The 24533-nt window shown below is 58.8% G+C and carries 21 protein-coding genes; 12 read left to right on the top strand and 9 right to left on the bottom strand.

The genetic code is table 11. The annotated features are described in order from the left end of the window. Positions 1-3 precede the first annotated feature (3 nt). The 5 genes from dnaQ to HFO99_RS29590 are packed head-to-tail and all read right to left on the bottom strand — an operon-like array spanning position 4 to position 3634. Positions 4-726, bottom strand: coding sequence for a DNA polymerase III subunit epsilon (dnaQ, locus tag HFO99_RS29610; protein WP_222365235.1), 723 nt, complete (start codon positions 724-726; stop codon positions 4-6). Beyond that, positions 719-1330, bottom strand: a complete 612-nt coding sequence (gene coaE / locus HFO99_RS29605) for a dephospho-CoA kinase (RefSeq protein WP_222365234.1) — start codon at positions 1328-1330, stop codon at positions 719-721. Before coaE ends, dnaQ begins: the two co-directional genes overlap by 8 nt. Beyond that, complete coding sequence (locus HFO99_RS29600) at positions 1330-2187, bottom strand: shikimate dehydrogenase (RefSeq protein WP_222365233.1); 858 nt, start codon at positions 2185-2187, stop codon at positions 1330-1332. Before HFO99_RS29600 ends, coaE begins: the two co-directional genes overlap by 1 nt. After that, positions 2180-2779 carry a Maf-like protein gene (locus HFO99_RS29595; RefSeq protein ID WP_222365232.1) on the bottom strand — a complete coding sequence of 200 codons (600 nt, stop codon included), beginning with the start codon at positions 2777-2779 and terminating at the stop codon, positions 2180-2182. The genes HFO99_RS29600 and HFO99_RS29595 overlap by 8 nt, the downstream gene beginning before the upstream one ends. Positions 2780-2812: 33 nt before the next feature. Continuing rightward, complete coding sequence (locus tag HFO99_RS29590; RefSeq protein WP_011649834.1) at positions 2813-3634, bottom strand: pyruvate, water dikinase regulatory protein; 822 nt, start codon at positions 3632-3634, stop codon at positions 2813-2815. Between the two features lie 401 nt (positions 3635-4035). On the opposite strand from HFO99_RS29590, the gene hemE reads away from it, so the two are divergent. From hemE to HFO99_RS29550, 8 genes are all read left to right on the top strand, one after another. Then, positions 4036-5082, top strand: a complete 1047-nt coding sequence (gene hemE / locus HFO99_RS29585; RefSeq protein WP_222365230.1) for a uroporphyrinogen decarboxylase — start codon at positions 4036-4038, stop codon at positions 5080-5082. 2 nt (positions 5083-5084) lie between these two features. Then, entirely contained in the window at positions 5085-5621 is a 537-nt protein-coding gene (hemJ, locus tag HFO99_RS29580) for a protoporphyrinogen oxidase HemJ (protein WP_222249265.1), read from the top strand. A 197-nt stretch (positions 5622-5818) separates the two neighbouring features. Continuing rightward, positions 5819-7084, top strand: coding sequence for a transcription termination factor Rho (gene rho, locus HFO99_RS29575; RefSeq protein ID WP_205937062.1), 1266 nt, complete (start codon positions 5819-5821; stop codon positions 7082-7084). A gap of 97 nt (positions 7085-7181) precedes the next feature. Continuing rightward, positions 7182-8501, top strand: a complete 1320-nt coding sequence (gene mnmE / locus HFO99_RS29570; RefSeq protein ID WP_222365228.1) for a tRNA uridine-5-carboxymethylaminomethyl(34) synthesis GTPase MnmE — start codon at positions 7182-7184, stop codon at positions 8499-8501. A gap of 70 nt (positions 8502-8571) precedes the next feature. After that, entirely contained in the window at positions 8572-10449 is a 1878-nt protein-coding gene (gene mnmG / locus HFO99_RS29565) for a tRNA uridine-5-carboxymethylaminomethyl(34) synthesis enzyme MnmG (RefSeq protein ID WP_222365226.1), read from the top strand. Positions 10450-10474: 25 nt separating this feature from the next. After that, positions 10475-11092: a 16S rRNA (guanine(527)-N(7))-methyltransferase RsmG gene (locus tag HFO99_RS29560; RefSeq protein WP_222365224.1), complete on the top strand. Its 618-nt coding sequence runs from the start codon at positions 10475-10477 to the stop codon at positions 11090-11092. Positions 11093-11111: 19 nt separating this feature from the next. Next, positions 11112-11906 carry a ParA family protein gene (locus HFO99_RS29555; RefSeq protein WP_017966014.1) on the top strand — a complete coding sequence of 265 codons (795 nt, stop codon included), beginning with the start codon at positions 11112-11114 and terminating at the stop codon, positions 11904-11906. Between the two features lie 32 nt (positions 11907-11938). Beyond that, entirely contained in the window at positions 11939-12820 is an 882-nt protein-coding gene (locus HFO99_RS29550; RefSeq protein ID WP_064247591.1) for a ParB/RepB/Spo0J family partition protein, read from the top strand. A gap of 98 nt (positions 12821-12918) precedes the next feature. On the opposite strand, the gene holA is transcribed toward HFO99_RS29550, so the two are convergent. From holA to leuS, 3 genes are read right to left on the bottom strand one after another with little or no spacing between them, the layout of a single operon-like run. After that, a complete protein-coding gene (gene holA, locus HFO99_RS29545) occupies positions 12919-13959 on the bottom strand; it encodes a DNA polymerase III subunit delta (protein WP_222365222.1) in 1041 nt (346 codons plus the stop codon). 10 nt (positions 13960-13969) lie between these two features. After that, complete coding sequence (gene lptE, locus HFO99_RS29540) at positions 13970-14491, bottom strand: LPS assembly lipoprotein LptE (RefSeq protein ID WP_222308568.1); 522 nt, start codon at positions 14489-14491, stop codon at positions 13970-13972. Then, positions 14481-17111: a leucine--tRNA ligase gene (gene leuS / locus HFO99_RS29535; RefSeq protein WP_222365221.1), complete on the bottom strand. Its 2631-nt coding sequence runs from the start codon at positions 17109-17111 to the stop codon at positions 14481-14483. Before leuS ends, lptE begins: the two co-directional genes overlap by 11 nt. A gap of 311 nt (positions 17112-17422) precedes the next feature. Here leuS and HFO99_RS29530 point away from each other — a divergent pair, with 311 nt between their 5' ends. The 3 genes from HFO99_RS29530 to HFO99_RS29520 all read left to right on the top strand — a co-directional run bounded on the left by HFO99_RS29530 (position 17423) and on the right by HFO99_RS29520 (position 21264). Next, a complete protein-coding gene (locus HFO99_RS29530; RefSeq protein WP_222365219.1) occupies positions 17423-18082 on the top strand; it encodes a YggS family pyridoxal phosphate-dependent enzyme in 660 nt (219 codons plus the stop codon). 82 nt (positions 18083-18164) lie between these two features. Beyond that, complete coding sequence (locus tag HFO99_RS29525; RefSeq protein WP_222365217.1) at positions 18165-20075, top strand: propionyl-CoA synthetase; 1911 nt, start codon at positions 18165-18167, stop codon at positions 20073-20075. 253 nt (positions 20076-20328) lie between these two features. Beyond that, on the top strand, positions 20329-21264 hold the full coding sequence (locus HFO99_RS29520; protein WP_222365215.1) for a flagellin: 936 nt from the start codon (positions 20329-20331) through the stop codon (positions 21262-21264). Between the two features lie 78 nt (positions 21265-21342). On the opposite strand, the gene HFO99_RS29515 is transcribed toward HFO99_RS29520, so the two are convergent. Continuing rightward, complete coding sequence (locus HFO99_RS29515) at positions 21343-22047, bottom strand: DUF1013 domain-containing protein (protein WP_007632151.1); 705 nt, start codon at positions 22045-22047, stop codon at positions 21343-21345. A 231-nt stretch (positions 22048-22278) separates the two neighbouring features. On the opposite strand from HFO99_RS29515, the gene acs reads away from it, so the two are divergent. Next, the gene (gene acs / locus HFO99_RS29510) at positions 22279-24234 is read left to right on the top strand and encodes an acetate--CoA ligase (RefSeq protein WP_222365213.1); all 1956 of its coding nucleotides are present in this window, start codon (positions 22279-22281) and stop codon (positions 24232-24234) included. The last annotated feature ends 299 nt before the right edge of the window (positions 24235-24533 follow it).

Genomic DNA, 24533 nt, shown 5'->3' with positions numbered 1-24533 from the left:
GCTTTAATCGAGGTTGGCGTATTTCGCCCAGACGCTTTTTTCACCGAGCTTGGCGACGAGCGCCTCATGCGCCTGCTCCTCGGTTTGGCTGAGGCGCGGGGCGAGCGGCCGGGGCCGCTCGAGCACGGCGGCAATTACCACATCGTCTTCCATCGCCATGTCACCGCGATCTGCCCGGTTGGACTTGCCGGCCATGCCGAGGCCAAGGGCTGCCTGTCTGCCGCCGATCATCTCGATATAAACTTCGGCAAGCAGTTCGGAGTCGAGCAGCGCGCCGTGTTTGGTACGGTGCGAATTATCGATGCCGTAGCGCCGGCAAAGCGCATCGAGCGAATTTGGTCCCATCGGATGCTTGCGCCGCGCCATCGACAGGGTGTCGAGCACCCGTTCCGGCAGGATCGGCGGTAAACCGATCCGCGCGAATTCCGCGTTGATGAAGCCCATATCGAAGGTGGCGTTATGGGCAATCCACTTGGCATCGCCGAAGAAGGTAAGGATTCGTTCGGCAACCTCGGCGAAAGGCTGCTTGTCCTTTAGGAATTCATCGGTGATGCCGTGCACGGCGAGCGCATCCGGATGAACCTTCTGGTCTCCAGGATTGATGAAGATATGGATCGTATTGCCCGTGGGGAAATGATTGAAGAGCTCGATGCCACCGATTTCGATGATGCGGTCAGCGCGGTTGTCGAGGCCGGTTGTTTCCGTATCGAAGATGATCTCACGCATTCCGGAAATCTCCCTTGGCAATCCGCGTTTTCAGGTCGGCGACGATCTCAAGCACTCGTTCCCTCGTCGTCGCGATACTGTGACTGGTATCGACCAGACAATCGGCCCGCCGCCGTTTTTCGGCGTCCGGCGTCTGGCGGGCGAGAATCATCTCGAATTTTTCCTCGGTCATGTCTTCGCGCGCAAGCACCCTTTGGCGCTGAATCTGTGGATCAGTGCTGACGACGACGATCACATCCACTCTTGCCTCGGCGCCGGTTTCGAAAAGTAATGGAATATCGAGCAATACCATGTCGGCGCCGGCGGCCCGTTGCCGCTCCAAAAATTCCGTCTCGCGTTTGCGAACCAGCGGATGGACGATCGCTTCCAGGCGTTTGAAGCCGGCAGGATCAAGAGCGAGCTGGCGGCCGAGTTCATGCCGGTCGACTGCTCCATCCTTCATCGTGCCGGGGAAGGCAGCATTCACCAGGGGTGCAGCCTCGCCGGCATAGAGATCGTGGACCACGGCATCCGAATCATTCACCGGGATTCCTGCATCGGCAAAGAGCTTTGCCGCCGTCGATTTTCCCATTCCGATGGAGCCGGTGAGACCAATCTTCAGCATCAGTGTGCTTCCATATCCGCGATGATGAGCGCGCGTAGCGGCGCGTCGACGATGGGACGCTGGCCGAACCATTTCTCGAATCCGGGCACGGCCTGGTGCAAGAGCATGCCGAGGCCATCGACGATGGGAAATCCTTGCTCTTCCGCCTGTGCCAGGATGGGCGTCTTCAACGGCACATAAACGATATCGGTGACGACGGCATCAGCTGCAAGAGGCGAGAAATCGAGTTGCGGCGCTGCCTCGCCGTCCATGCCGAGCGAGGTGGTATTGATGAAGAGGCTGGCTCCTTTCATCACTTCGGCAAGCGCACCGGCCGGATGGGCCAGAACACGCGGGCCAAAACGATCCGCGAGTTCGCGCGCGCGGTCGACGGTGCGGTTGACGACGTGGATCTCGTGGAAACCGCGATCACGGACCGCTTGGATGATCGCGCGGCTGGCGCCGCCGGCGCCGAAGACGACGGCCGTGCCATGCCGGTCCCAGCCGGGATGGCGTTCGTCGAGATTGGCGATGAAGCCGCGACCGTCGGTATTCGTTGCATGCAGGGCGCCATCCTCCAGCCAGAGTGTGTTCGCGGCGCCGAGTTCTTGTGATAGCGCGTCCGGCTTGTCGGCGAGCCGGAACGCCAATTCCTTGTGGGGAATGGTGACATTACCTCCGGTAAAGCCGGAACTGCCATCCTTCAACGAGTGAATGAAAGCGGGAAAGGCCTCGGGTGCCACTTGATGAGCGCGATAACTGCCTGGCAGGCCGAGCGTCTTCAGCCAATATCCGTGGATCAATGGCGAGCGCGAATGCTTGATGGGAAAGCCCGTGACAAACGCCTTCGGCCCGAATGTTTCACGTGAATCACCCATCGATCGCTCCCAGTTCTCGCAGTTTTTTTAGGAGCGGCAGCATCGGCAGGCCGAGAATGGTGAAATAATCACCCTCGATTTTCTCGAAGAGCTGGATGCCCTCCCCCTCCAATTGATAGGCGCCGACGCTGGAAAGCGCCCGTTCGCCAACCCGGGCCAGATGTCTGGCGATGAATTCCGCCGTCAGCGGCCGCATCGTCAGCTCGGCATGGGCGAGATGTTCCCACAAGACCACGCCATCGCTGACGATGGCGACGGCGCTGTTCAATCGGTGGCTTACGCCCGAAAGGGCTTGAAGATGACTAGCCGCGTCGGCCAGGTCCTTCGGCTTATGGAAGACGCTATCGCCGAGCGACATCGTTTGATCCGAACCGATGACCAGGGCATCCGGAAAACGGCTGCTGACTTCCTCGGCCTTGGCCCTGGCGAGGACGAGCGCCACGGCGTCAGGCTTAGCGCCAGCTTTCTCCAGTGGCGCTCCTACCGCCCGTTCATCGATCCTTGCGGCATGGGCCTCGAAGGCAAGACCGGCATTTTCCATCAGGATCCGGCGAAAGGGACTCGACGATGCAAGGATGAGTTTCGGCGTCATGGGTTCCTCGGCGTGCCGGCTTTTCGTCAGCGCTTAGCGCAGCTTCGGCCGCAGGGCAACGATTGCTGCGGCCGTTTCCTCGATTGAGCGGCGGGTGACGTCGATCAGCGGCCAGTTATGGCGGGCGCAAAGCGAGCGGGCATATTTCAGCTCCTCCGAAATCGCGGCGCGATCGGTGTAGTGTTCGCGATCGAAGCCCTGCGTCACGCCGAGCACCCGATTTTCCCGCACCTGGGAAATACGGTCGGTGGTGGCGATCAGGCAGACGATCAGCGGTTTGCTCGCGACGAAGAGGCTCTCCGGCAATGGCACGCCATAGACGATCGGAATGTTCGCCGTCTTGATGCCTCGGTTGGCGAGGTAGATGCTGGTCGGTGTTTTCGACGTGCGGCTGATGCCGATGATCACGACATCGGCGTCGTTGTAATCGTCGGGCATCTGGCCGTCATCGTGATCCATGGTGAAATTCAGCGCTTCGATGCGCGCGAAGTAGCCGGCATTCATCACATGCTGGGCCCCGACCCGACGGCGCGACGGAGCGCCGAGATAGATCTGGAAGGCATTCATCACCGGCTCCAGCACATTCACCGAGGCGACGCCCATCTCGATGCAGCGCTCATCGATCAGGCTTGCCAGCTCCCGGTCGACAATGGTGTAGAGCACGATGCCGGGGGCGTCATCGATCGCCTGCAGAACCGGCAGCAGCTGCTTGCGATTGCGGATCAACGGATAGACATGTTCGATCGGCTGCGCTGATCTGAATTGCGCCGACGCGGCGCGCCCGGCCGAGATCAGAGTCTCTCCCGTTGAGTCAGAAATCAGATGCAGATGGAAGAAGTTCGTTCTGTTCTCCACGCTATTTTCCGCTGCCTGTTGAAAAGACTGGATGAAACAGAGCTACGGCGGCGAGGCAGTCTCCGGCAAGGGAAAACATGCCTCCTTATCCACATTTCGGATTTCGCGGGTCGGTTTTGATTGGCCCTGTGGACGATGGGGAAGAGATCTATTTGTCGAAAGCCTGTCCACAGCCTATCCACAGCTATAAGAAAAATTGCTGATCCGGAAAGAATTGGAATCATTTTCAGATTCGGCTTCTCCCCGAGATTCGGACGAGATGGACAAATCTTTCCGATGTTGTTTTGCAGGCGCGCGACAAATGGCAACGGCAGTGGATGGATTTTAATCCTTGATAGTCACCGACTCTAAGAAATAGAAACCTTTTAAAATATCTTTGTTTTTTTATAGGGAAGAAGCGCTTGAGCGATACGCGGCGAAAGATCATGAGGGTTTTGAGTGGCGAGAGCCTCTCCCCTCCTCCTCTCTGGCTGATGAGACAGGCAGGACGTTATCTCCCGGAATATCGGGAGATGCGGGCAAAGGCAGGGAGTTTTCTCGATCTCTGCTACACGCCTGAATACGCCGTCGAAGTGACATTGCAGCCGATCCGCCGCTATGGTTTCGATGCGGCCATACTGTTTTCCGATATCTTGGTCATTCCCGATGCAATGAAACGGAATGTGCGGTTCACCGAGGGCCATGGCCCGGAGATGGATCCGATCGATGAAGCCGGGATCGGCAGATTGAATGGCGAAGAGGTTGTCGATTATCTCAGGCCGGTTCTGGAGACGGTGCGGCGGCTGCGGGACGAGTTGCCAGTTGAGACGACGCTGCTCGGCTTCTGCGGCGCGCCTTGGACGGTTGCGACCTACATGATTGCCGGGCACGGCACGCCGGATCAGGCTCCTGCGCGTCTCTTCGCCTACAGGCATCCCCGCGCGTTCGAGCATCTGCTGATGCTGCTGGCCGACGTATCAGCCGATTATCTCGTCGCCCAGATCGATGCCGGCGCCGATGCCGTGCAGATCTTCGATTCCTGGGCTGGTGTCCTCGGCGAGAAGGAGTTCGAGGCGTTTGCGATCAGGCCGGTTGCGCGGATGATCGCTTCGGTCAAGTCGCAACGGCCGCATGCTCGCATCATCGCTTTTGCCAAGGGCGCCGGCTACCAGCTGAAAACCTATCGTCAGAAGACGGATGCTGATGCGATCGGCCTCGACTGGTCGGTCCCGCTGGCCTTTGCCGCCGAACTTCAGAAAGACGGACCGATTCAGGGCAATCTCGATCCGATGCGCGTCGTTGCCGGCGGCCGGGCACTGGAAGAGGGCATCGACGATATTTTGCTGCATCTCGGCAATGGACCGCTGATCTTCAATCTCGGTCACGGCATTACGCCGCAGGCCGACCCCGAGCATGTGCGTCTGCTGGTCGATCACGTGCGAGGCGGGCGCGTGCGAGGCGGGGCGTGACGATGGAAAAGCAGACCGATCGGAGATCTGGCGCTTACGCCCGGCGCCGGGCCCATTTTGCGCTGGTCTTCTTTGCGCTGATGGCGGTCGGGCTTTTTGCTTGGAACCCGGATAATCTCTACCTCTGGATCAAGGCGCTGCACATCATCGCGGTCATTTCCTGGATGGCCGGGCTGTTCTATATGCCGCGGCTGTTCATCTATCACACCGATGCGGAGCCCGGTTCGGTGCAATCGGAAACCTTCAAGCTGATGGAGCGTCGGCTGCTTCGAATCATCATGACGCCGGCGATGATGTTGACGTGGATTCTCGGCCTCTATCTCGCCTGGTCGGTCTACGGATTCCACGGCGGCTGGCTGCATGCCAAGATCGGTCTCGTCGTGCTGCTGACCGGTGTTCATATGTTCTTCAGCCGCGCCGTCAGGGCCTTTGAGCGGGATGAAAATCGCCGCTCGGCGCGTTATTGGCGGTTCATGAACGAGGCGCCGACGGTGCTGATGATCCTGATCGTCATCCTCGTCGTGGTGAAGCCGTTCTGAGGAAAATCGACTTCAGGTTAAATTTGCTTCATTTTAAGCAGGCCTCTTGCGGCGGCGATTGCGAGTCGCTATTTTCCGCGCATCTCATCTACGTGGCATGTGTGTAGAGTTCAGTCGTCTGCGAGCCCTTTCGCGGTACCGAATACGACCCAACATCGCCTTTCCCCTTTGAAATTGAAAAGAGTATTGGTCACTTCATGGCTGAAATGAAGCTTCAGGAACTTAAGAGTAAATCCCCGACGGATCTGCTGGCATTTGCCGAATCGCTCGAGGTCGAGAATGCAAGCACGATGCGCAAGCAGGAGCTGATGTTTGCGATCCTCAAGATGCTTGCCAGCCAGGATGTCGAAATCATCGGCGAAGGCGTCGTCGAAGTGCTGCAGGACGGTTTCGGCTTTCTGCGTTCGGCCAATGCAAACTACCTGCCAGGCCCGGACGATATTTATATCTCCCCGTCGCAGATCCGCCGTTTCTCACTGAAAACCGGCGATACCGTCGAGGGCCCCATCCGCGGACCGAAGGAAGGCGAGCGCTATTTCGCCCTACTCAAGGTCAACACCATCAATTTCGACGATCCGGAAAGGATCCGTCACAAGGTTCATTTCGACAATCTGACGCCGCTCTATCCAAACGAGCGCTTCAAGATGGAACTGGATATTCCCACCACCAAGGATCTGTCGCCGCGTGTGATCGACCTGGTGGCGCCGCTCGGCAAGGGCCAGCGTGGATTGATCGTCGCGCCGCCGCGCACCGGTAAGACCGTGCTGTTGCAGAACATCGCGCATTCGATCACTGCCAACCATCCGGAGTGCTATCTGATCGTCCTGCTGATCGATGAACGCCCCGAAGAAGTGACCGACATGCAGCGCTCGGTTCGCGGCGAGGTTATCTCCTCGACGTTCGACGAACCGGCTGTGCGTCACGTGCAGGTGGCCGAGATGGTCATCGAGAAAGCCAAGCGCCTTGTCGAACACGGACGCGACGTTGTCATCCTGCTCGATTCGATCACGCGCCTGGGCCGTGCCTATAACACGGTCGTTCCCTCGTCAGGCAAGGTCCTGACCGGCGGTGTGGACGCCAACGCTCTGCAGCGGCCGAAGCGCTTCTTCGGCGCGGCGCGTAACATCGAGGAAGGCGGCTCGTTGACGATCATTGCAACTGCGCTGATCGATACCGGCAGCCGCATGGACGAAGTGATCTTCGAAGAGTTCAAGGGTACCGGCAACTCGGAAATCGTCCTCGACCGCAAGGTCGCCGACAAGCGCATCTTCCCGGCGATGGACATCCTGAAGTCCGGCACGCGCAAGGAGGACCTTCTCGTTCCACGCCAGGATCTGCAGAAGATCTTCGTGCTCCGCCGCATCCTTGCTCCGATGGGCACGACCGATGCGATCGAATTCCTTATCGACAAGCTGAAGCAGACGAAGAATAATTCCGACTTCTTCGACTCGATGAACACTTAATCCTTAGCCGGATTCACCGTGTAAGAGCTGGAGGCATTGTGATGATGTCGCCAGCTTTTCTATTTGAATCGATTTCGATTCCAATGGACCAAGCGATATGGCCGTGTTGAATGATACCATATATGCGCTATCGAGCGGCGCCCTGCCTTCCGGGGTTTCAGTCATTCGGATCAGCGGTCCCCTGACCAAAGACATATTGGTGAGGCTCATTGGATCCGTGCCGACAGTCCGGCAGGCATCTTACCGAACGATTCGGACTCGTAACGATCAGCCGATCGATAGCGGCCTGGTGCTGTTTTTTCCTGCCCCGAATTCGTTTACGGGCGAGGATGTTGCCGAACTGCAGATCCACGGCAGCAGAGCGGTGCTGGCGGCGTTGTTTCACGCACTCGGCGATATCCCAGGTGTTCGAATGGCAGTCGAGGGCGAGTTTTCCCGCCGGGCCTTTGAAAACGGCAAACTTGATCTCGTCGAGGTGGAGGGACTGGCCGACCTCATTGGCGCCGAGACTGAAATGCAGCGACGCCTTGCGGTCGAACACAGCGCAGGCGGGCTTTCCATACTTTACGATTCGTGGGCGGAACGATTAACGCGCGCCCGAGCGCTGATCGAGGCGGAACTTGATTTCCCCGACGAGGATGACGTTCCAGGGTCGGTGTCGGATATGGTCTGGGCCGATATGGGGAAGCTTCGCAGTGATATGGAGCATCACCTGGCGGCAGCCTCGGCCGGCGAGATTATCAGAGACGGCTTCAAGGTAGTCATCGCCGGCGCTCCGAACGCTGGAAAATCGAGCCTGTTGAATGCTTTGGCCCGTCGTGATGTGGCAATCGTTACGGAGATTGCCGGAACCACGCGCGATGTCCTTCAGGTAGATCTCGATATTAATGGTTTTCTGATCAAGCTCTATGACACGGCGGGACTTCGTGAGGCGGACGACAGGGTCGAAATGGAAGGCGTGCGGCGCGCGCGTCTTGCGCTTCGCGATGCCGATCTCGTCCTGATGCTGGTTGACATGACGGATCCTCAGATTCCTGACGACTTGGAGCAAGCCTCTCCACATGTTACTGTCGGGACAAAGAAGGATCTCATCGATATCGCAGCGGATCGGTATGATCTGCAGATTTCGACGGCGACGGGTGACGGTCTCACGGAACTACGCTGGTTGATCGGCAATGTTGTCGACAAACGTTTTGCCGGCCTATCTATGGCAATCCCCAGCCGCCAACGGCATAAGGATTCGCTAACGAGATGTTTAACGGCGCTCGATGCGGCAATATCGCAGACGGATGTGAATCTCGAACTGCGGACCGAGCAGCTGCGAATTGCCGCTGAATATTTGGGCAGAATTACTGGAAGAGTGGACGTCGAACAGCTGCTCGAGGTGATCTTCTCGGAGTTTTGTATCGGCAAATGATTCACGTGAAACTCTGGGCGCCGGCCTGCGCTGGTTTCACGTGAAACGTCCGCTGGATCTGGAGTCTTGAATGACGGATAATGCCTTCGATGTGATTGTGATAGGTGGCGGCCATGCAGGCTCGGAGGCTGCCAGCGCAGCTGCGCGCCTCGGGGCGAAAACCGCCCTAATTACGCATAGACGAGACACGATTGGCGTCATGTCGTGTAATCCGGCGATCGGTGGGCTTGGCAAGGGCCATCTGGTTCGGGAAATCGACGCGATGGACGGCCTGATGGGTCGTGTTGCCGACGTCGCGGGCATTCAGTTCAGGATGCTGAACAAGAAGAAGGGCGCAGCGGTTCGGGGTCCGCGGACGCAGGCCGATCGAAAGCTTTATCGCTTGGCAATGCTGGCGGCGATCGAAGCGACGTCAGGCCTGGATATCATCGAAGGCGATGCGTTTGATCTGGACGTTGTTGATGGCCAGGTCGCCGGCGTGATTATGAAGGATGGTCGAACCCTGAAAGCGCCGTCGGTGGTTTTGACCACTGGAACCTTTCTGCGGGGCCTTATTCATATCGGTTCGGAAAAGACACCAGCAGGGCGTGTTGGTGAAGCGCCGTCGATCGGATTGTCTGCGACCCTCGCCCGCCTGGGATTGCGGTTAGGACGTCTGAAGACCGGAACACCAGCGCGGCTGGATGGAAAGACGATCGACTGGCAATCCGTCGGCCGACAAGGGGCTGACGACGAGCTTGTTCCGTTCTCCTTCATGACCGACGCGATTACCACGCCACAGATCGAATGCGGGGTCACCAGGACGACGGAAGCGACCCACCGTATTATCGTCGACAATATCATGCGCTCGGCAATGTATTCCGGGCAGATCGAAGGCGTCGGGCCTCGTTATTGTCCGTCTATCGAAGACAAGCTGGTGAAATTCGGAGAGCGGGATGGACATCAGATCTTTCTCGAGCCCGAGGGACTGGACGATGACACGGTCTATCCGAACGGGATTTCCACCTCCTTGCCGGCGGAGGTTCAGGCTGAATTCATCAAAACGATTCCGGGGCTTGAAGTGGCCAGAATTCTGCAACCGGGCTATGCGATCGAATATGATCATGTCGATCCGAGGGAGCTGACGCCATCGTTGGAGGTCAAACGGTTGAGGGGCCTGTTTCTTGCCGGTCAGATCAATGGGACCACCGGATATGAAGAGGCAGCCGCCCAAGGTCTGGCAGCCGGGTTGAATGCCGCCTTACGAAGCGGCGATTCGGATCCGTTCCATTTTAGTCGAACGAGCTCTTATATCGGTGTCATGATTGACGATCTCACCTCGCGTGGCGTTACGGAACCGTATCGAATGTTTACGTCCCGCGCGGAATATCGGCTGACTTTACGGGCTGACAATGCCGATATGCGTTTGACGCCCCTGGCCATGCGGCTTGGATGCGTGAGCGGCGAGCGCGTACAGCGATTCACGTCCTATCAGGCAGAAATTGAAAGTGGTCGAGGGCTGCTGCAGTCGCTGACGGTTACTCCAAACGAGGCCCGCCGTGCTGGCTTGAATATTAATCTCGATGGGCAGCGCCGAACTGCCTATGACTTGTTGTCCTATCCGAATTATGATCTGGCCGCGATCCGGCATGTTTGGCCGGAGGCGCTTGACGCGATCGAGCCGAAAGTCGCGGAAGCATTGGACATCGAGGCTGGGTATTCGGTTTATCTGGATCGGCAAGCCACGGCGATTGCCGATCAGCAACGCGACGAAGACCGGCAGATACCACTTGATTTCAATTATGACGTACTCTCCGGCCTTTCGAACGAACTCAAGGCGAAACTGAGCGCTGCTCGCCCTTTCAACATCGCCCAGGCTGCGATCGTTGAAGGGATGACGCCGGCGGCGGTCGCATTGTTGCTTGTGCACTTGCGTCGCCTACCCGCCTCAGCTCGCCGTAGCGCCTGATTGCAAGATTTGAGAGTCTTTCAGAATGGAATTAAACGGTTTGCGTGTTTCACGTGAAACACAGGAACGGCTGCAACACTTCGCAGTGCTGTTTCAGAAGTGGGCGAAAGCAATTAATCTGGTGGCGCCATCGACCCTCGATGATCTATGGCACCGGCACATCGCCGATAGCAGCCAAATCTTTCAGATTCATCCGCAGCCTGTTACCTGGGTTGACCTCGGCAGCGGAGGTGGCTTCCCTGGCGTTATTACGGCGATTTTTCTGGCCGAGCTGCAAGGTGGATGGGTCCATCTGGTCGAAAGCAGCCATAAGAAGGCAGCGTTTCTGCGCACGGCGCTGCGAGAGACAAATGCGCGCGGCAGCGTGCATAGCATTCGAATCGAAGATGCTTATAGGGTGGTTGGCGAATGCGGTGCGATTTCAGCGCGTGCGCTTACCGATCTTGATGGGCTCGTCGGATATTCGGCCCCTTGGATGCTTGGCAAGGAATATTGTCGTGGCTTTTTTCATAAAGGCCGGGATTACCAGAAGGAAATCGACAAAGCACGTGGTCGGTGGGAATTCGATCTGTTAGAACATAAGAGCGCCGTCGGGCAGGAATCTGTTATTTTAGAAGTATCAAATCTCCGGCGCTTGGTTTAACAGATCGGATATTGCGGCAATGGCTGGCGAACGACATCGGATTATCACCATCGCAAATCAGAAGGGTGGCGTTGGCAAGACGACCACAGCAATCAATCTGGCAACAGCGCTTGCTGCCATTGGCGAGCGCGTCTTGATCGTCGATCTCGACCCGCAGGGTAATGCCAGCACCGGCCTCGGTATCGATCGTCGTGATCGTAAACTCTCCTCCTACGATCTGATGGTTGGAGATCGGGGCATCCCCGAAGTGACTCTCGAGACAGCGGTTCCTAATCTCTTTATCGTCCCGTCGACGATGGATTTGCTTGGCATCGAGATGGAGATCTCGCAGCAGAGCGATCGGGTCTTCAAATTGCGGAAAGCCTTGTCTTCGCCCGAAGCCATGGCATTTTCCTATATTCTTCTGGACTGCCCACCGTCGTTCAATCTGCTGACGATGAATGCCATGGCGGCGGCGCATTCGGTTTTGGTGCCATTGCAATGTGAATTCTTTGCGCTGGAGGGATTGAGCCAGCTGCTTGAGACCGTCAGCCAGGTCCGGCGAACGGTTAATCCGCGTCTGGATATTCAAGGGATCGTCTTGACGATGTTCGATGCGCGCAACAATCTTGCCCAACAGGTGGTCAATGACGTGCGCACGCATCTTGGGGAAAAGGTTTACCACACGTTAATTCCGCGCAACGTCCGGGTTTCCGAGGCGCCGTCCTACGGCAAGCCGGCTATTCTTTATGATTTGAAGTGCGCGGGCAGCCAGGCCTACCTGCAGCTGGCCTCCGAGGTCATCCAACGGGAGCGCCAAAGACTGGCCGCGTGATATCATTTTAGGGGTGTAGGTGAGTGTAGATCATGAATGACGATGTATCGAAGAGGCGATTGGGCCGCGGCCTTGCGGCGCTAATTGGTGAAATGGATCAACCTGTCCCGGTGGAAGCCGAGCGGATTGTCAGTGCCGACAGGATGATCCCGATCGAGTTCGTCAGCCGCAATCCCCGCAATCCTCGTCGTTTCTTCGATGATGCTGAGCTCCATGATCTCGCAAGTTCCATTCGTCAACACGGTATCGTTCAGCCGATTGTTGTGCGGACGATGTCGCGCGATCGATATGAAATCATCGCCGGTGAGCGACGTTGGCGCGCAGCTCAGCTTGCCGGGCTGGTCGAGATTCCTGTCATCGTCCGTGACGTCGATGATAAAACGGCGCTGGAAATCGCCATTGTCGAAAACGTGCAGCGCGCGGATCTTAATGCGCTCGAAGAGGCGTTGGGCTACGAGCAGCTTATTGCTGAATATGGTTACACTCAGAACGACCTCGGGGAAATCATTGGTAAAAGCCGCAGCCACGTTGCCAATTCCCTGCGCTTGCTGAAGCTGCCTGATCCGGTTCGCGATTTACTTGCCGCCGGCAGCTTATCGGCCGGGCACGCGCGCGCACTGGTTTCGACATCTGACCCAGCAAGTCTTGCCCGTACGATTGTTGCCAAGGGCATGTCGGTGCGTGACGCGGAAAAGCTGGCACAAAACAATATCAAGGCCCAATCGGAACCACACCAGGCGGCCTTGCGGCGAGATCAGAAGGATTCCGACACGCTGGCGCTGGAACGGACACTTTCCGATGCGCTCGGCCTTGATGTCGCGATCAATCACAAGGCAAGCGGCGGTCAGATCAAGATCTCCTATAAGTCGCTGGAGCAGCTCGAGGAAATCTGCCGCTTGCTCGAGAGGCGTTAGAGCGCCGTGCGTCCTGCGGGCGCCAAAGGACGCTCTAACTTCAACCCTCGCGATGTGCTGTCCGATAATCAGTCTCGACTATCGGGTCGATGCGCTCATCAGACGGATTTCCGGCCGGATTGAAGGGTGGTGGATAGAAGCGTTTGCATCGCAACGCTATCCTCCAGCACTTGTCGTCGTCTGCTTTGCAAAATAGCGGCCTGCAGCCGGTTGGATTCTCGAGCGATGCTTTCCGCAGTCCACTGGCGCAGTGCCTGTTCGATGATCGGCTTGCGGCGGAAATGCAAATGCCGCCCCATCGTCTGCATGATCTGAGGCGGCTGCAGCCGTTTTTCATCCATTTCGGCGCGCATCGAATCCAGAAGCTGGAATTGTTTCAGGCATGCCTGGAGAACCAGAAAGATCGCGGTTTTCGAGCTGCTGATCTTTTGCATTGCGTGCAGAAAGGCATTGAGATCACCGCCGAGAATGGCGTCGACGGCGTCGTCGACCGAAATGGCGCTGGCGTCGCCGATTATTTCGGTAACGTGATGTTCTTCGACGGTATCGAAGCCGCGGCAGTAGAGAGCGAGCTTGCGCACCTCGTTTCGCGAAGCGATTCGATCGCCGCCGATCAACGCGATCAGCGCCTGGCGTGCGGCCGGCGTAATGCCGAGCTTCTCTGCGCTAAGTTCAGTATCGATCAAGGCATTCAAGGCGCGGCTGTCGTCGGCGTAGGACGGGATCGTCATGACAGTTCGTGCGGCTTCGGCGGTCTTGCGCAGCAGCGAGCCCTTCTTCAGGTCGCCGGCCTCGACGATCAAATAGGCGGCTTCGAGTGGTTTTTCGGCCAGCTGTGCCAGGGAATCGACGAGGTATTTCTCGTTGCCGGCGCCGGGGATCCAGATCAGTTTCTCACCGCCGAACAAGCCGATCGACTGGACCTCGTCGACCAACCGCCCAGGATCCTTCTGCAGGTCGCCGATATCGAGTTTCGTCAGCGAGAAGGGATCATCGAGCGCGACGCCGCTCTTGCCGGCGAGCAAGCCTGCTCGTTCGGAAACGAGGCCGCGATCCGGCCCGTAGATGACGAAAATACGATAGTTCCGTGCCGATTTCTGCAGGAAAGTCTCGAATTCGTGGGATTTTATCTCGGCCACATCTCCGCCCTCAGCGGCTGAGGGCAGCGGCGATATCGGCCCCCACGAATTCCGCTACCTGATCTGCCGCACGGTTTTGGGCGTCACGGATTGCGCGCTGCTTGGCGAATTCCTGGTTAGGGAAATCCACCAGCGCCGTGGTCGCGCGGCTGCCGGCCTTGATGACATGATTGTCGGTCGCCGCGCGTAGCGTGTAGGTGACGCTGACGGTCACACGACCGGCTCGCGACGTGTCGTCGGAGTCCCTCAGCAACGTATCGGCAACGATCGACGAGGCGTGCATCTCGACGAGATATTCCGGTTTTTCCGGCTCGCCGGCTCCACGGGACGCTAGGAAAATCAAGTGGTTACGAACCTGTTGTTCGACGCGGCTACCTGCTGGGGAAAAGCCGACCGAGGAAAGCTTTTCAGTGACACCGGAACTCTCGGAGTAGAGCGGACGAACCTGGCAGGCGGAGAGAAAAGCCGCGGAGGCAAGGATCATGGCGATGCCGGCATTGCGGGCCAGCTTGCAAGCGATATCAGACGACAATGTTTACAATCCTTTGGGGAACCACGATGATCTTTTTCGGTGCTTGTCCGTTCAAGGCGTTCTTCACTGCATCGAGATCCAGTACGGCGTCGGTGACGGCATCCTGATCTGCATCGCGAGAAATTGTCAATTCAGCGCGTTTCTTGCCATTGATCTGTACCGGCAGGACGACATCATTTTCGATAACGAGCGTTTCGTCGTACTGCGGCCAGCTTGCCCGGGCAAGCAGCCCTTCGTTGCCGAGTGCGGCCCAGCATTCCTCAGCCAGATGCGGCGTCATCGGAGAGACGAGCTGAATCAGGATTTCGGCGGCATCGCGCACCGCCGCGCGATAGGTGGCATCACCCTCGCCTGCCGCAACCTTCGTCATCGGTGCGGCCAGGGCGTTGACGAGTTCATAAATTCGGGCAACGGCCTTGTTGAACCAGAGCTTGTCATAGTCGTTCTGCACGGCCTTCAACGTCTTGTGGGCAGCCTGCGAGATTGACAGCGCTTCCCCATCGGTTGCCGGCGCAGGTGCGACGGCGGAGAGCGCGTCCGCAGCTTCGGAAATCAGGCGCCACAAACGCTGGGTAAAGCGATGGGCGCCCTCGACGCCTGCCTCGGACCAGATGACATCGCGCTCCGGCGGGGAGTCGGACAGAACGAAGAAACGGGCGGTATCGGCGCCGTAGGAGGCGATGATATCGTCAGGATCGACGACGTTCTTCTTCGACTTAGACATTTTCTCGATCGAGCCGATCGCAACTTCCTCGTTGTTCGTCAGCAGGAAAGCCCGGCGTTTGCCGTCGAGTTCGTCGATGCGGATATCGGCGGGTGCCACCCATTCGCGGCCGGCGCCGCCGCCGCGGCTATAGGTTTCATGGACCACCATGCCCTGGGTGAAGAGACCCTTGAAAGGTTCGGTGGCGGCGACGTGACCGGTCGCGCGCATGGCGCGGGTGAAGAAGCGGGAATAGAGCAGGTGCAAGATCGCGTGCTCGATGCCGCCGATATACTGGTCGACCGGCAGCCAGCGGTTTGCCGCTTCCGGATCGGTCGGCTTGTCTTCCCAGGGCGCGGTGAAGCGGGTGAAATACCAGCTCGAATCGACGAAAGTATCCATTGTGTCTGTCTCGCGGCGTGCATCCTTGCCGCAGTTCGGGCAAGAGACATGACGCCAGGTCGGATGACGGTCGAGCGGATTGCCGGGCTGGTCGAAAGCGACGTCGTCAGGCAGCTTGACCGGCAGGTCCTCCTTCGGCACTGCCACGACACCGCAATCATCGCAATGGATGACCGGGATCGGGCAGCCCCAATAACGCTGGCGGGAAATACCCCAGTCGCGCAGACGAAAGTTGACCTTGCGCTCGCCCTGCGGCGCATTGCCGAGCGAAGCGCCCGACAGTCGATCGGCGACGATATTGAAGGCTTCTTCCGGCGTCTTGCCGTCGAGGAAACGTGAATTGATCATCACGCCATCGCCGTCATAGGCGGTGTCGCCGACGCAAAAGCTTGCGGCATCGCCATCCCTCGGCATGACGACGGCCACGACCGGCAGGTCATATTTGCGGGCAAAATCAAGGTCGCGCTGGTCGCCCGACGGACAGCCGAAGATCGCGCCTGTGCCGTAATCCATCAGGACGAAATTGGCGATATAGACGGGCAGCTCCCAAGAGGGATCAAGCGGGTGCCGGACGCGGATACCGGTATCCATGCCCTTCTTTTCGGCGGTCTCGAGCGCTGCGAGCGACGTGCCAGCGCGACGGCACTCCTCGCAGAAGGCGTCGATATCAGGGTCCTTCGCGGCGGCATCCTTCGCCAGCGGATGATCGGCGGCGATCGCCAGAAAGGAGGCGCCGAAGAGCGTGTCCGGCCGGGTGGTATAGACCGTGACTTCGCTCTCGCCGGCAGGTGCCGTTTCCGGCACGATCTCCCAGCGGATCGTCAGGCCCTCCGAACGGCCGATCCAGTTCTTCTGCATCAGGCGGACTTTTTCCGGCCACTGGTCGAGCGTATCGAGCGCGTCCAGCAGATCCTGGCTGAAGTCGGTGATCTTGAAGAACCATTGCGTCAATTCGCGCTGTTCGACCAGCGCACCGGAACGCCAGCCGCGGCCATCGATTACCTGCTCGTTGGCGAGCACGGTATTATCGACAGGATCCCAGTTGACTTTGGACTGCTTGCGATAGACCAGGCCCTTCTCCAGGAAATCCACGAAGAGATGCTGCTGGTGCTGGTAATATTCGACGTCGCAGGTGGCGAATTCGCGGCTCCAGTCCAGCGAAAGCCCCATGGCCTTCAGTTGCGCCTTCATCGAGGCGATATTCTGATACGTCCAGGAGGCGGGGTGAACGCCACGCTCCATGGCGGCATTCTCCGCCGGCATGCCGAAGGCGTCCCAGCCCATTGGATGCAGCACGTTGTAGCCGCGGGCGCGCTTATATCGGGCGACGACATCGCCCATGGCGTAATTGCGGACATGACCCATATGGATGCGCCCCGACGGATAGGGGAACATTTCGAGGACGTAATATTTTTCGCGCGGATCGGCGTTGTCGGTCTCGAAGACCTTGTCTTCATTCCATTTCTGCTGCCAGCGGGGCTCGGCGTCGCGCGGATTATAACGTTCGGTGGCCATGGTATTCGTATTTCCGGAAAATCAGGGGAGTTGGTCGAGACCTTCACCATGAAACCACCGTAGCGTCAAGTTTTGCAGGCACTGCAAGCGTCCGATCTTGATCGTCACCAAGCGATTTCGCCAAGGCGGGACTTGGCAAGCACAGATTGGCTCGTTAGAGCATGATGCCGAAAAGTGTGAGCGGTTTTCGGACGACACCATGCTCTATTTCTTTGATTAGATCCGGATTCAGATTTTAGGCCGGTCTGGCCTAAAATCATCCGGATCTGGCATTGCCGATCCTTTTCATGCTGATATGCCGAGGCAGATTGATGGAACTTCAAGAGCGCTTGAACGACGTGCGGTCGCGGATCGCCGCCGCGGAACGCGAAGCGGGTCGTCCGGCGGGTTCCGTTCAGCTCGTCGCGGTGTCGAAGACCTTCGACGCGGACGCGATCCGCCCGGCCATCGAAGCCGGGCAGCGTGTCTTCGGCGAAAACCGGGTGCAGGAAAGCCAGGGCAAGTGGCCGGCGCTGAAAGCCGAGCATCAGGATATCGAGCTGCATCTGATCGGCCCGCTGCAATCGAACAAGGCGGCGGATGCGGTAGTGCTTTTCGACGTCATTGAGACGGTGGATCGGGAAAAGATCGCCCGCGCGCTTGCCGAGGAGATGAAGCGGCAAGGCAAGGCGCTGCGGCTCTATGTCCAGGTCAACACGGGACTCGAACCGCAGAAGGCCGGCATCGCTCCGGAAGAGACGTCGGCCTTTGTCGACCTCTGCCGCGATGAACTCGGTCTTTCGATCGAAGGTTTGATGTGCATTCCGCCGGCCGAGGAAAATCCCGGGCCGCATTTCGCCCTGCTGGCAAAGCTCGCGCTCAAATGCGGCATCGAAAAACTTTCGATGGGCATGTCGGGCGACTACGCGACGGCGATCGCCTTTGGCGCCACCAGCGTGCGGGTGGGGTCAGCGATTTTCGGCGCGCGCTGATACGCGGCTTTGGTCGGGCTTCCTGTTCCCCTTAATGCCGCCTAGATTGGTATCGAGGTTTGCATGTCCTGGGGAGGAGCAGATGCAGAACGGCTATCATCAGGCCTATGCGGCCTGGAAACGCGATCCCGAAGCCTTCTGGCGCGAGGCAGCCGTCGGCATCGACTGGTTCAAGCCGCCAGAGCGGATTTTTTCGCCCAATGAGGGCGTCTATGGCCGCTGGTTCTCTGGAGCCGAAACCAATACCTGCCACAATTGCGTAGACCGGCATGTGGCTGCCGGCCGCGGCGGCGAGACTGCGGTCATCTTCGACAGCGCAATGAACGGCGAGAAGCGCCGTTTCACCTATGATGAGGTGCTTCGCGAGGTGATGGCCATCGCAGCAGCGCTGCTCGAGCGCGGCATCGGCAAAGGCGATCGCGTCATCCTTTACATGCCGATGGTGCCGCAGGCGGTCTTTTCCATGCTCGCCTGCGCCCGCATCGGTGCGGTTCACTCCGTCGTTTTCGGCGGGTTTGCCGCCAGCGAACTTGCGGCGCGCATCGACGATTGCGGTGCGAAGCTGGTGATCACTGCGAGCTGCGGGCTCGAGCCTGGTCGCATCGTCGCCTACAAGCCCCTGGTCGATCAGGCGATCGAGATCGCGCGTTCGAAGCCGGAGCGCTGTCTGGTGCTGCAGCGGCCGGAGCTTCGGGCAGATCTCGCCAGCGGCCGCGATCAGGATTTCGAGGCGGCGGTGGCGCAGCATCGTGGCGCCGAGATCGCCTGCGTCTCCGTCAAGGCGACCGATCCGCTCTATATCCTCTATACGTCGGGCACGACGGGCCAGCCGAAGGGCGTCGTGCGCGACAATGGCGGCCATATGGTCGCGCTCAACTGGTCGATGCGGAATATCTACGGCTTGAAGCCGGGCGAGGTCTTCTGGACGGCTTCGGACATCGGCTGGGTCGTCGGACATTCCTATATCGTCTATGCCCCGCTGCTATCAGGCATAACCACACTGATCTTCGAGGGGAAGCCGGTCGGCACTCCGGATGCGGGCACATTCTGGCGCATCGTTTCGGAGTATCAGGTGCGGGTGCTGTTCACGGCGCCGACGGCATTCCGCGCCATCCGGCGGGAGGACGGTGACGGTGAACTGATGCGCCAATATCCCATGCCGGATCTACGGGCGCTGTTTCTGGCCGGCGAGAGGGCGGATCCCGAAACGTTGAAATGGGCGGAGCGCATGCTTGGCATACCCGTCATCGATCATTGGTGGCAGACGGAGACCGGCTGGCCGATCGCGGCAAATCCGCTCGGTCTCGGCGCCCTTCCCATCAAGCACGGTTCGCCGGCGCTGCCGATGCCCGGCTATGATATTGCGGTGCTCGACGATGCCGGTCATCCGATCGAGGCAGGAACGCTTGGCAATATCGTCGTCAAGCTGCCCTTGCCGCCCGGCTGTCTGCCGACCCTCTGGAACGCGGACGAGCGTTTCCGATCGGCCTATCTCGATGAGTTTCCCGGTTACTACAAGACGGCCGACGCCGGCTATGTCGATGAAGACGGCTATCTCTTCATCATGTCGCGTACCGACGACATCATCAATTGCGCCGGTCATCGGCTCTCGACAGGGGCGATGGAGGAGGTCTGCGCGCGTCATCCGGATGTCGCCGAATGCGCTGTTATCGGCGTGATCGATGCACTGAAGGGTCAGGCGCCCTGCGGATTCCTGGTGCTGAAACGACATGTTTCCCGTGACGTGACGGCGATCGAATCAGAAGTCGTGGCGATGGTTCGTGATTCGATCGGGCCCGTCGCCGCCTTCAAGACGGCCATCACCGTTAACCGGTTGCCGAAGACACGCTCCGGCAAAATCCTGCGCGGCACGATGCAGAAGATCGCCGACGGCATACCGTGGAAAATGCCTGCAACCATTGATGATCCAACGATTTTGGAGGAAATTGCCGAGGCGCTGCGTGGGCGCGGTTTGGGCTCACTGCCGATGTGAAATTAAACTTTCGGTAAGGCTAATTGAGGAATTGTTAACCATGTTGATGCAAGCATTTGTTAACGGCAATGGCTTGCATAGCAGGCTTTGCATGACGCGATCGCCGTTACCGGCCTACTGTATAATTCCTGAGATCGGAATTTAACGACAAAATTATGCAGCAGTTGAAGTGCTACAGCGTCCTTTGCGCGTCTGAAAGACGCGCCGCGCTGTAGTCCGGATTGCCCCTTTCTCAACGATTGTGGAACGGATCATGACAAGCATCCTTACCAACAACGCTGCCATGGCAGCGCTGCAGACTTTGCGCGGCGTAAACAATAGCCTCAAGGACACCCAGGGTCGCGTTTCATCGGGTTATCGCGTCGAAAAGGCGGCTGATAATGCCGCTTACTGGTCGATTGCTACGACCATGCGTTCCGACAACCAGGCTCTTTCGGCCGTCTCCGACGCGCTCGGTCTCGGCGCGGCCAAGGTCGATACTGCCTACTCGGCCATGGACAGCGCACTCGATGTCGTCAGCGACATCAAGGCCAAGATCGTCGCCGCCACGGAAAAGGGCGTCGACAAGACGAAGATCCAGCAAGAACTCGACCAGCTGCAGGAGCAGCTGCTCAGCATCGCTCAATCGGCGTCCTTCTCCGGCGAGAACTGGGTTGCCGGCGCCTCCGGCACGAAGAGCGTCGTTTCGTCCTTCGTCCGCGACGGCAGCAATGCGGTCTCCGTCAAGATGACGGACTACGTGCTCGATTCGGGCTCGCTTGGAAACGTGCTTTTCGGCATGACGAGCACCGGTGCGATCGAGACGTCCAGCGGTATCATCGGCACGGCCTTCAACGGAACCTATGGCGGCACCGTCATCGTCATGGCGTCAATATATGATCTCGACATCACCGGTTTCACCCAGGGTCAGCTGGACGCAGCCCTGACCGGTGTCGAACTGGTTCTCGGCGCTATGACCGCCGCCGGCTCGGCATTGGGTTCGATCTCGACCCGTATCCAGCTGCAGGAAACATTCGTCAGCGGTCTGCACGATTCGATCGACTCCGGCGTCGGTCGTCTGGTCGATGCCGATATGGAAGAGGAATCGAGCAAGCTCTCGGCGTTGCAGACACAGCAGCAGCTCGCCGTCCAGTCGCTCTCGATCGCCAACAGTTCGGCACAGAACATTCTCACCCTGTTCCGCAGCTAATTCGAAACAGGCAATTCGCAACAAAAAACCCCGCCGGTCAGCTCATACCGGCGGGGTTTTCATGAAATTACTGATATCTCAGTACTGATCGTCGTCCTCGTCCTTCGGGGCCGAGCGCAGCGAGCTCAGCTTGCGGAAGACGGCGTCGGCGTCGATTTCCTTTTCCTTTTCCTCCTCGCGCTCGTAGCTCGGGGTCAGGCGCTCGGTTTCCTGTGCCGATTGCAGCGTTGCACCCAGCTCGGCAGCAGTCGGCAGCGGACGACCCTTGGAAGCTTTTTCCACTTCCATGTCGAGATCGATCTGGCTGCAGAGGCCGAGCGTGACCGGATCCATCGGCGCCAGGTTGGCGGAGTTCCAGTGGGTGCGCTCGCGGATCTGCTCGATAGTCGATTTCGTCGTGCCGACGAGGCGGGAAATCTGCGCGTCCTTCAATTCCGGATGGTTGCGAACGAGCCAGAGAATGGCGTTCGGGCGGTCCTGACGCTTGGAAACCGGCGTATAACGCGGACCACGGCGCTTAGATTCCGGCACCCGCACCTTCGGTTCGGAAAGCTTCAGCTTGTGGTTCGGATTGGCCTCGGCGCGGGCAATCTCGTCGCGGGAAAGCTGTCCTGTCGAGATCGGGTCGAGGCCCTTGATGCCCTGCGCCGCTTCGCCGTCGGCGATCGCCTTGACTTCGAGCGGATGCAGTTTGCAGAACTGCGCAATCTGGTCGAAAGACAGTGCCGTATTGTCGACGAGCCAGATGGCTGTCGCCTTCGGCATGAGCAGTGTTTGAGCCATGGATATAGTCCTTCTATCGTCCGCGCCGGTCGCGGTCCGTGGATTGTCACCACAATGTCCGGGAAATATGCCGCTATATAACCGCACTGTCGCAGAATTGCAATTCTTCCGAAATGAAATGACCTTCGTCTAATTGCCGTGACGGTGCGAACTGCTATGAATTGCCGTGATTTCAAGTCCGGGCCCTGCTAGCTCACGCGGCCCGTCGCATGTCCCATGAGGAGGAGTTGCATGTCGGAGAAGATCTATCCGGTCACGAAGCCGGTGAAGGCGCGCGCCCTGATCGATAAGGAAAAGTACCTGAAATGGTACGAGGAAAGCGTCGAGAACCCGGACAAGTTCTGGGGCAAGCACGGCAAGCGGATCGACTGGTTCAAGCCCTATACCAAGGTCAAGAACACTTCCTTTACCGGCAAGGTGTCGATCAAGTGGTTCGAGGACGGTCAGACAAACGTCTCCTACAACTGCATCGACCGCCATCTGAAAACGAATGGCGACCAGGTGGCGATCATCTGGGAGGGCGACAACCCCTATATCGACAAGAAGGTCACCTATAACGAGCTCTACGAGCATGTCTGCCGGATGGCAAACGTGTTGAAGAAGCACGGCGTCAAGAAGGGTGATCGCGTCACCATCTATATGCCGATGATCCCGGAAACGGCCTATGCGATGCTCGCCTGCGCCCGCATCGGCGCGGTGCATTCGGTCGTCTTCGGCGGTTTCTCGCCCGAGGCGCTGGCCGGGCGCATCGTCGACTGCGAATCCACCTTCGTCATCACCTGCGACGAAGGCCTGCGTGGCGGCAAGCCGGTGCCGCTGAAGGACAATACCGATACGGCGATCCATATCGCCGCCCGCCAGCATGTCAATGTCAGCAAGGTGCTGGTCGTTCGCCGCACCGGTGGCAAGACCGGTTGGGCGTCCGGCCGCGATCTCTGGTATCACCAGGAAATTGCCACGGTGAAGGCGGAATGCCCGCCGGTGAAGATGAAGGCTGAGGACCCGCTCTTCATTCTTTATACGTCAGGCTCGACCGGCAAGCCGAAGGGCGTGCTGCATACGACCGGCGGTTACCTCGTCTATGCCGCGATGACGCATGAATATGTCTTCGATTATCACCACGGCGACGTCTACTGGTGTACGGCCGATGTCGGCTGGGTCACCGGCCACTCCTATATCGTCTATGGGCCGCTTGCGAATTGCGCGACGACGCTGATGTTCGAGGGCGTGCCGAACTTCCCGGATCAGGGCCGTTTCTGGGAAGTCATCGACAAGCACAAGGTCAACATCTTCTATACGGCGCCGACGGCGATCCGCTCGCTGATGGGTGCCGGCGACGACTTCGTCACGCGCTCCTCGCGCTCTTCGCTGCGGCTGCTCGGCACGGTCGGCGAACCGATCAATCCGGAGGCCTGGGAGTGGTATTACAATGTCGTCGGCGACAAGCGCTGCCCGGTCATCGATACGTGGTGGCAGACGGAAACCGGCGGCCATATGATCACGCCGCTGCCCGGCGCCACCGATCTGAAGCCCGGTTCGGCGACGACGCCGTTCTTCGGCGTCAAGCCGCAGATCGTCGACAATGAAGGCACGGTGCTCGAAGGCCCGGCCGACGGCAATCTCTGCATCACCGACAGCTGGCCGGGCCAGATGCGCACGGTCTATGGCGATCACGAGCGCTTCATCCAGACCTATTTCGCCACCTACAAGGGCAAGTATTTCACCGGCGACGGCTGCCGGCGCGACGCAGATGGTTATTACTGGATCACCGGCCGCGTCGACGACGTGCTGAACGTCTCCGGCCACCGGCTCGGCACGGCGGAGGTGGAATCCGCGCTGGTCTCGCACAATCAGGTTTCGGAAGCCGCGGTCGTCGGTTATCCGCATCCGATCAAGGGCCAGGGCATCTATTGCTACGTGACGCTGATGGCCGGTCACGAGGGATCGGATACGCTTCGCCAGGAACTGGTAAAACATGTGCGGGCCGAAATCGGCCCGATCGCTGCGCCCGACAAGATCCAGTTTGCGCCCGGCCTGCCGAAAACACGCTCTGGCAAGATCATGCGCCGCATCCTGCGCAAGATCGCCGAAGACGATTTCGGCGCGCTCGGCGACACCTCGACGCTTGCCGATCCGGCAGTCGTCGACGATCTGATCGCCAACCGGCAGAACAAGGCGACCGCCTGATCGATCGAGCCGCTCCAGCCCGTTCGGGCTTCCGGGCGGCTCGCTTTGCTTGCGCCTTGTTGCTGCGTTGTTTGGGGACTCCCGCATATCGACTGGCGAAGCCCGGAGAGAAGATTGCCGGCGAGGTCACACCCGCCAGAATGCGGCCAAATACCTGTCCCCAAAATGTCGTTAGAGCGGGATTGTTTTAGTCGGAATCGGAACAGGGATTCCCTTTGTGGTGCAAATCAGATTCACCATTCTGGCCGGTGCAGGAGGCTGGTCTGGATGGCGAAACCTTTTTCGGATGATCTTCGGGA

The sequence above is a fragment of the Rhizobium leguminosarum genome (genome assembly GCF_019798305.1).
In the GTDB taxonomy this organism is placed as follows: Bacteria; Pseudomonadota; Alphaproteobacteria; order Rhizobiales; family Rhizobiaceae; genus Rhizobium; species Rhizobium leguminosarum_U.
The sequence above is the reverse complement of the archived record's forward strand: the minus strand, read 5'-3'. Positions and strand labels throughout refer to the sequence as shown.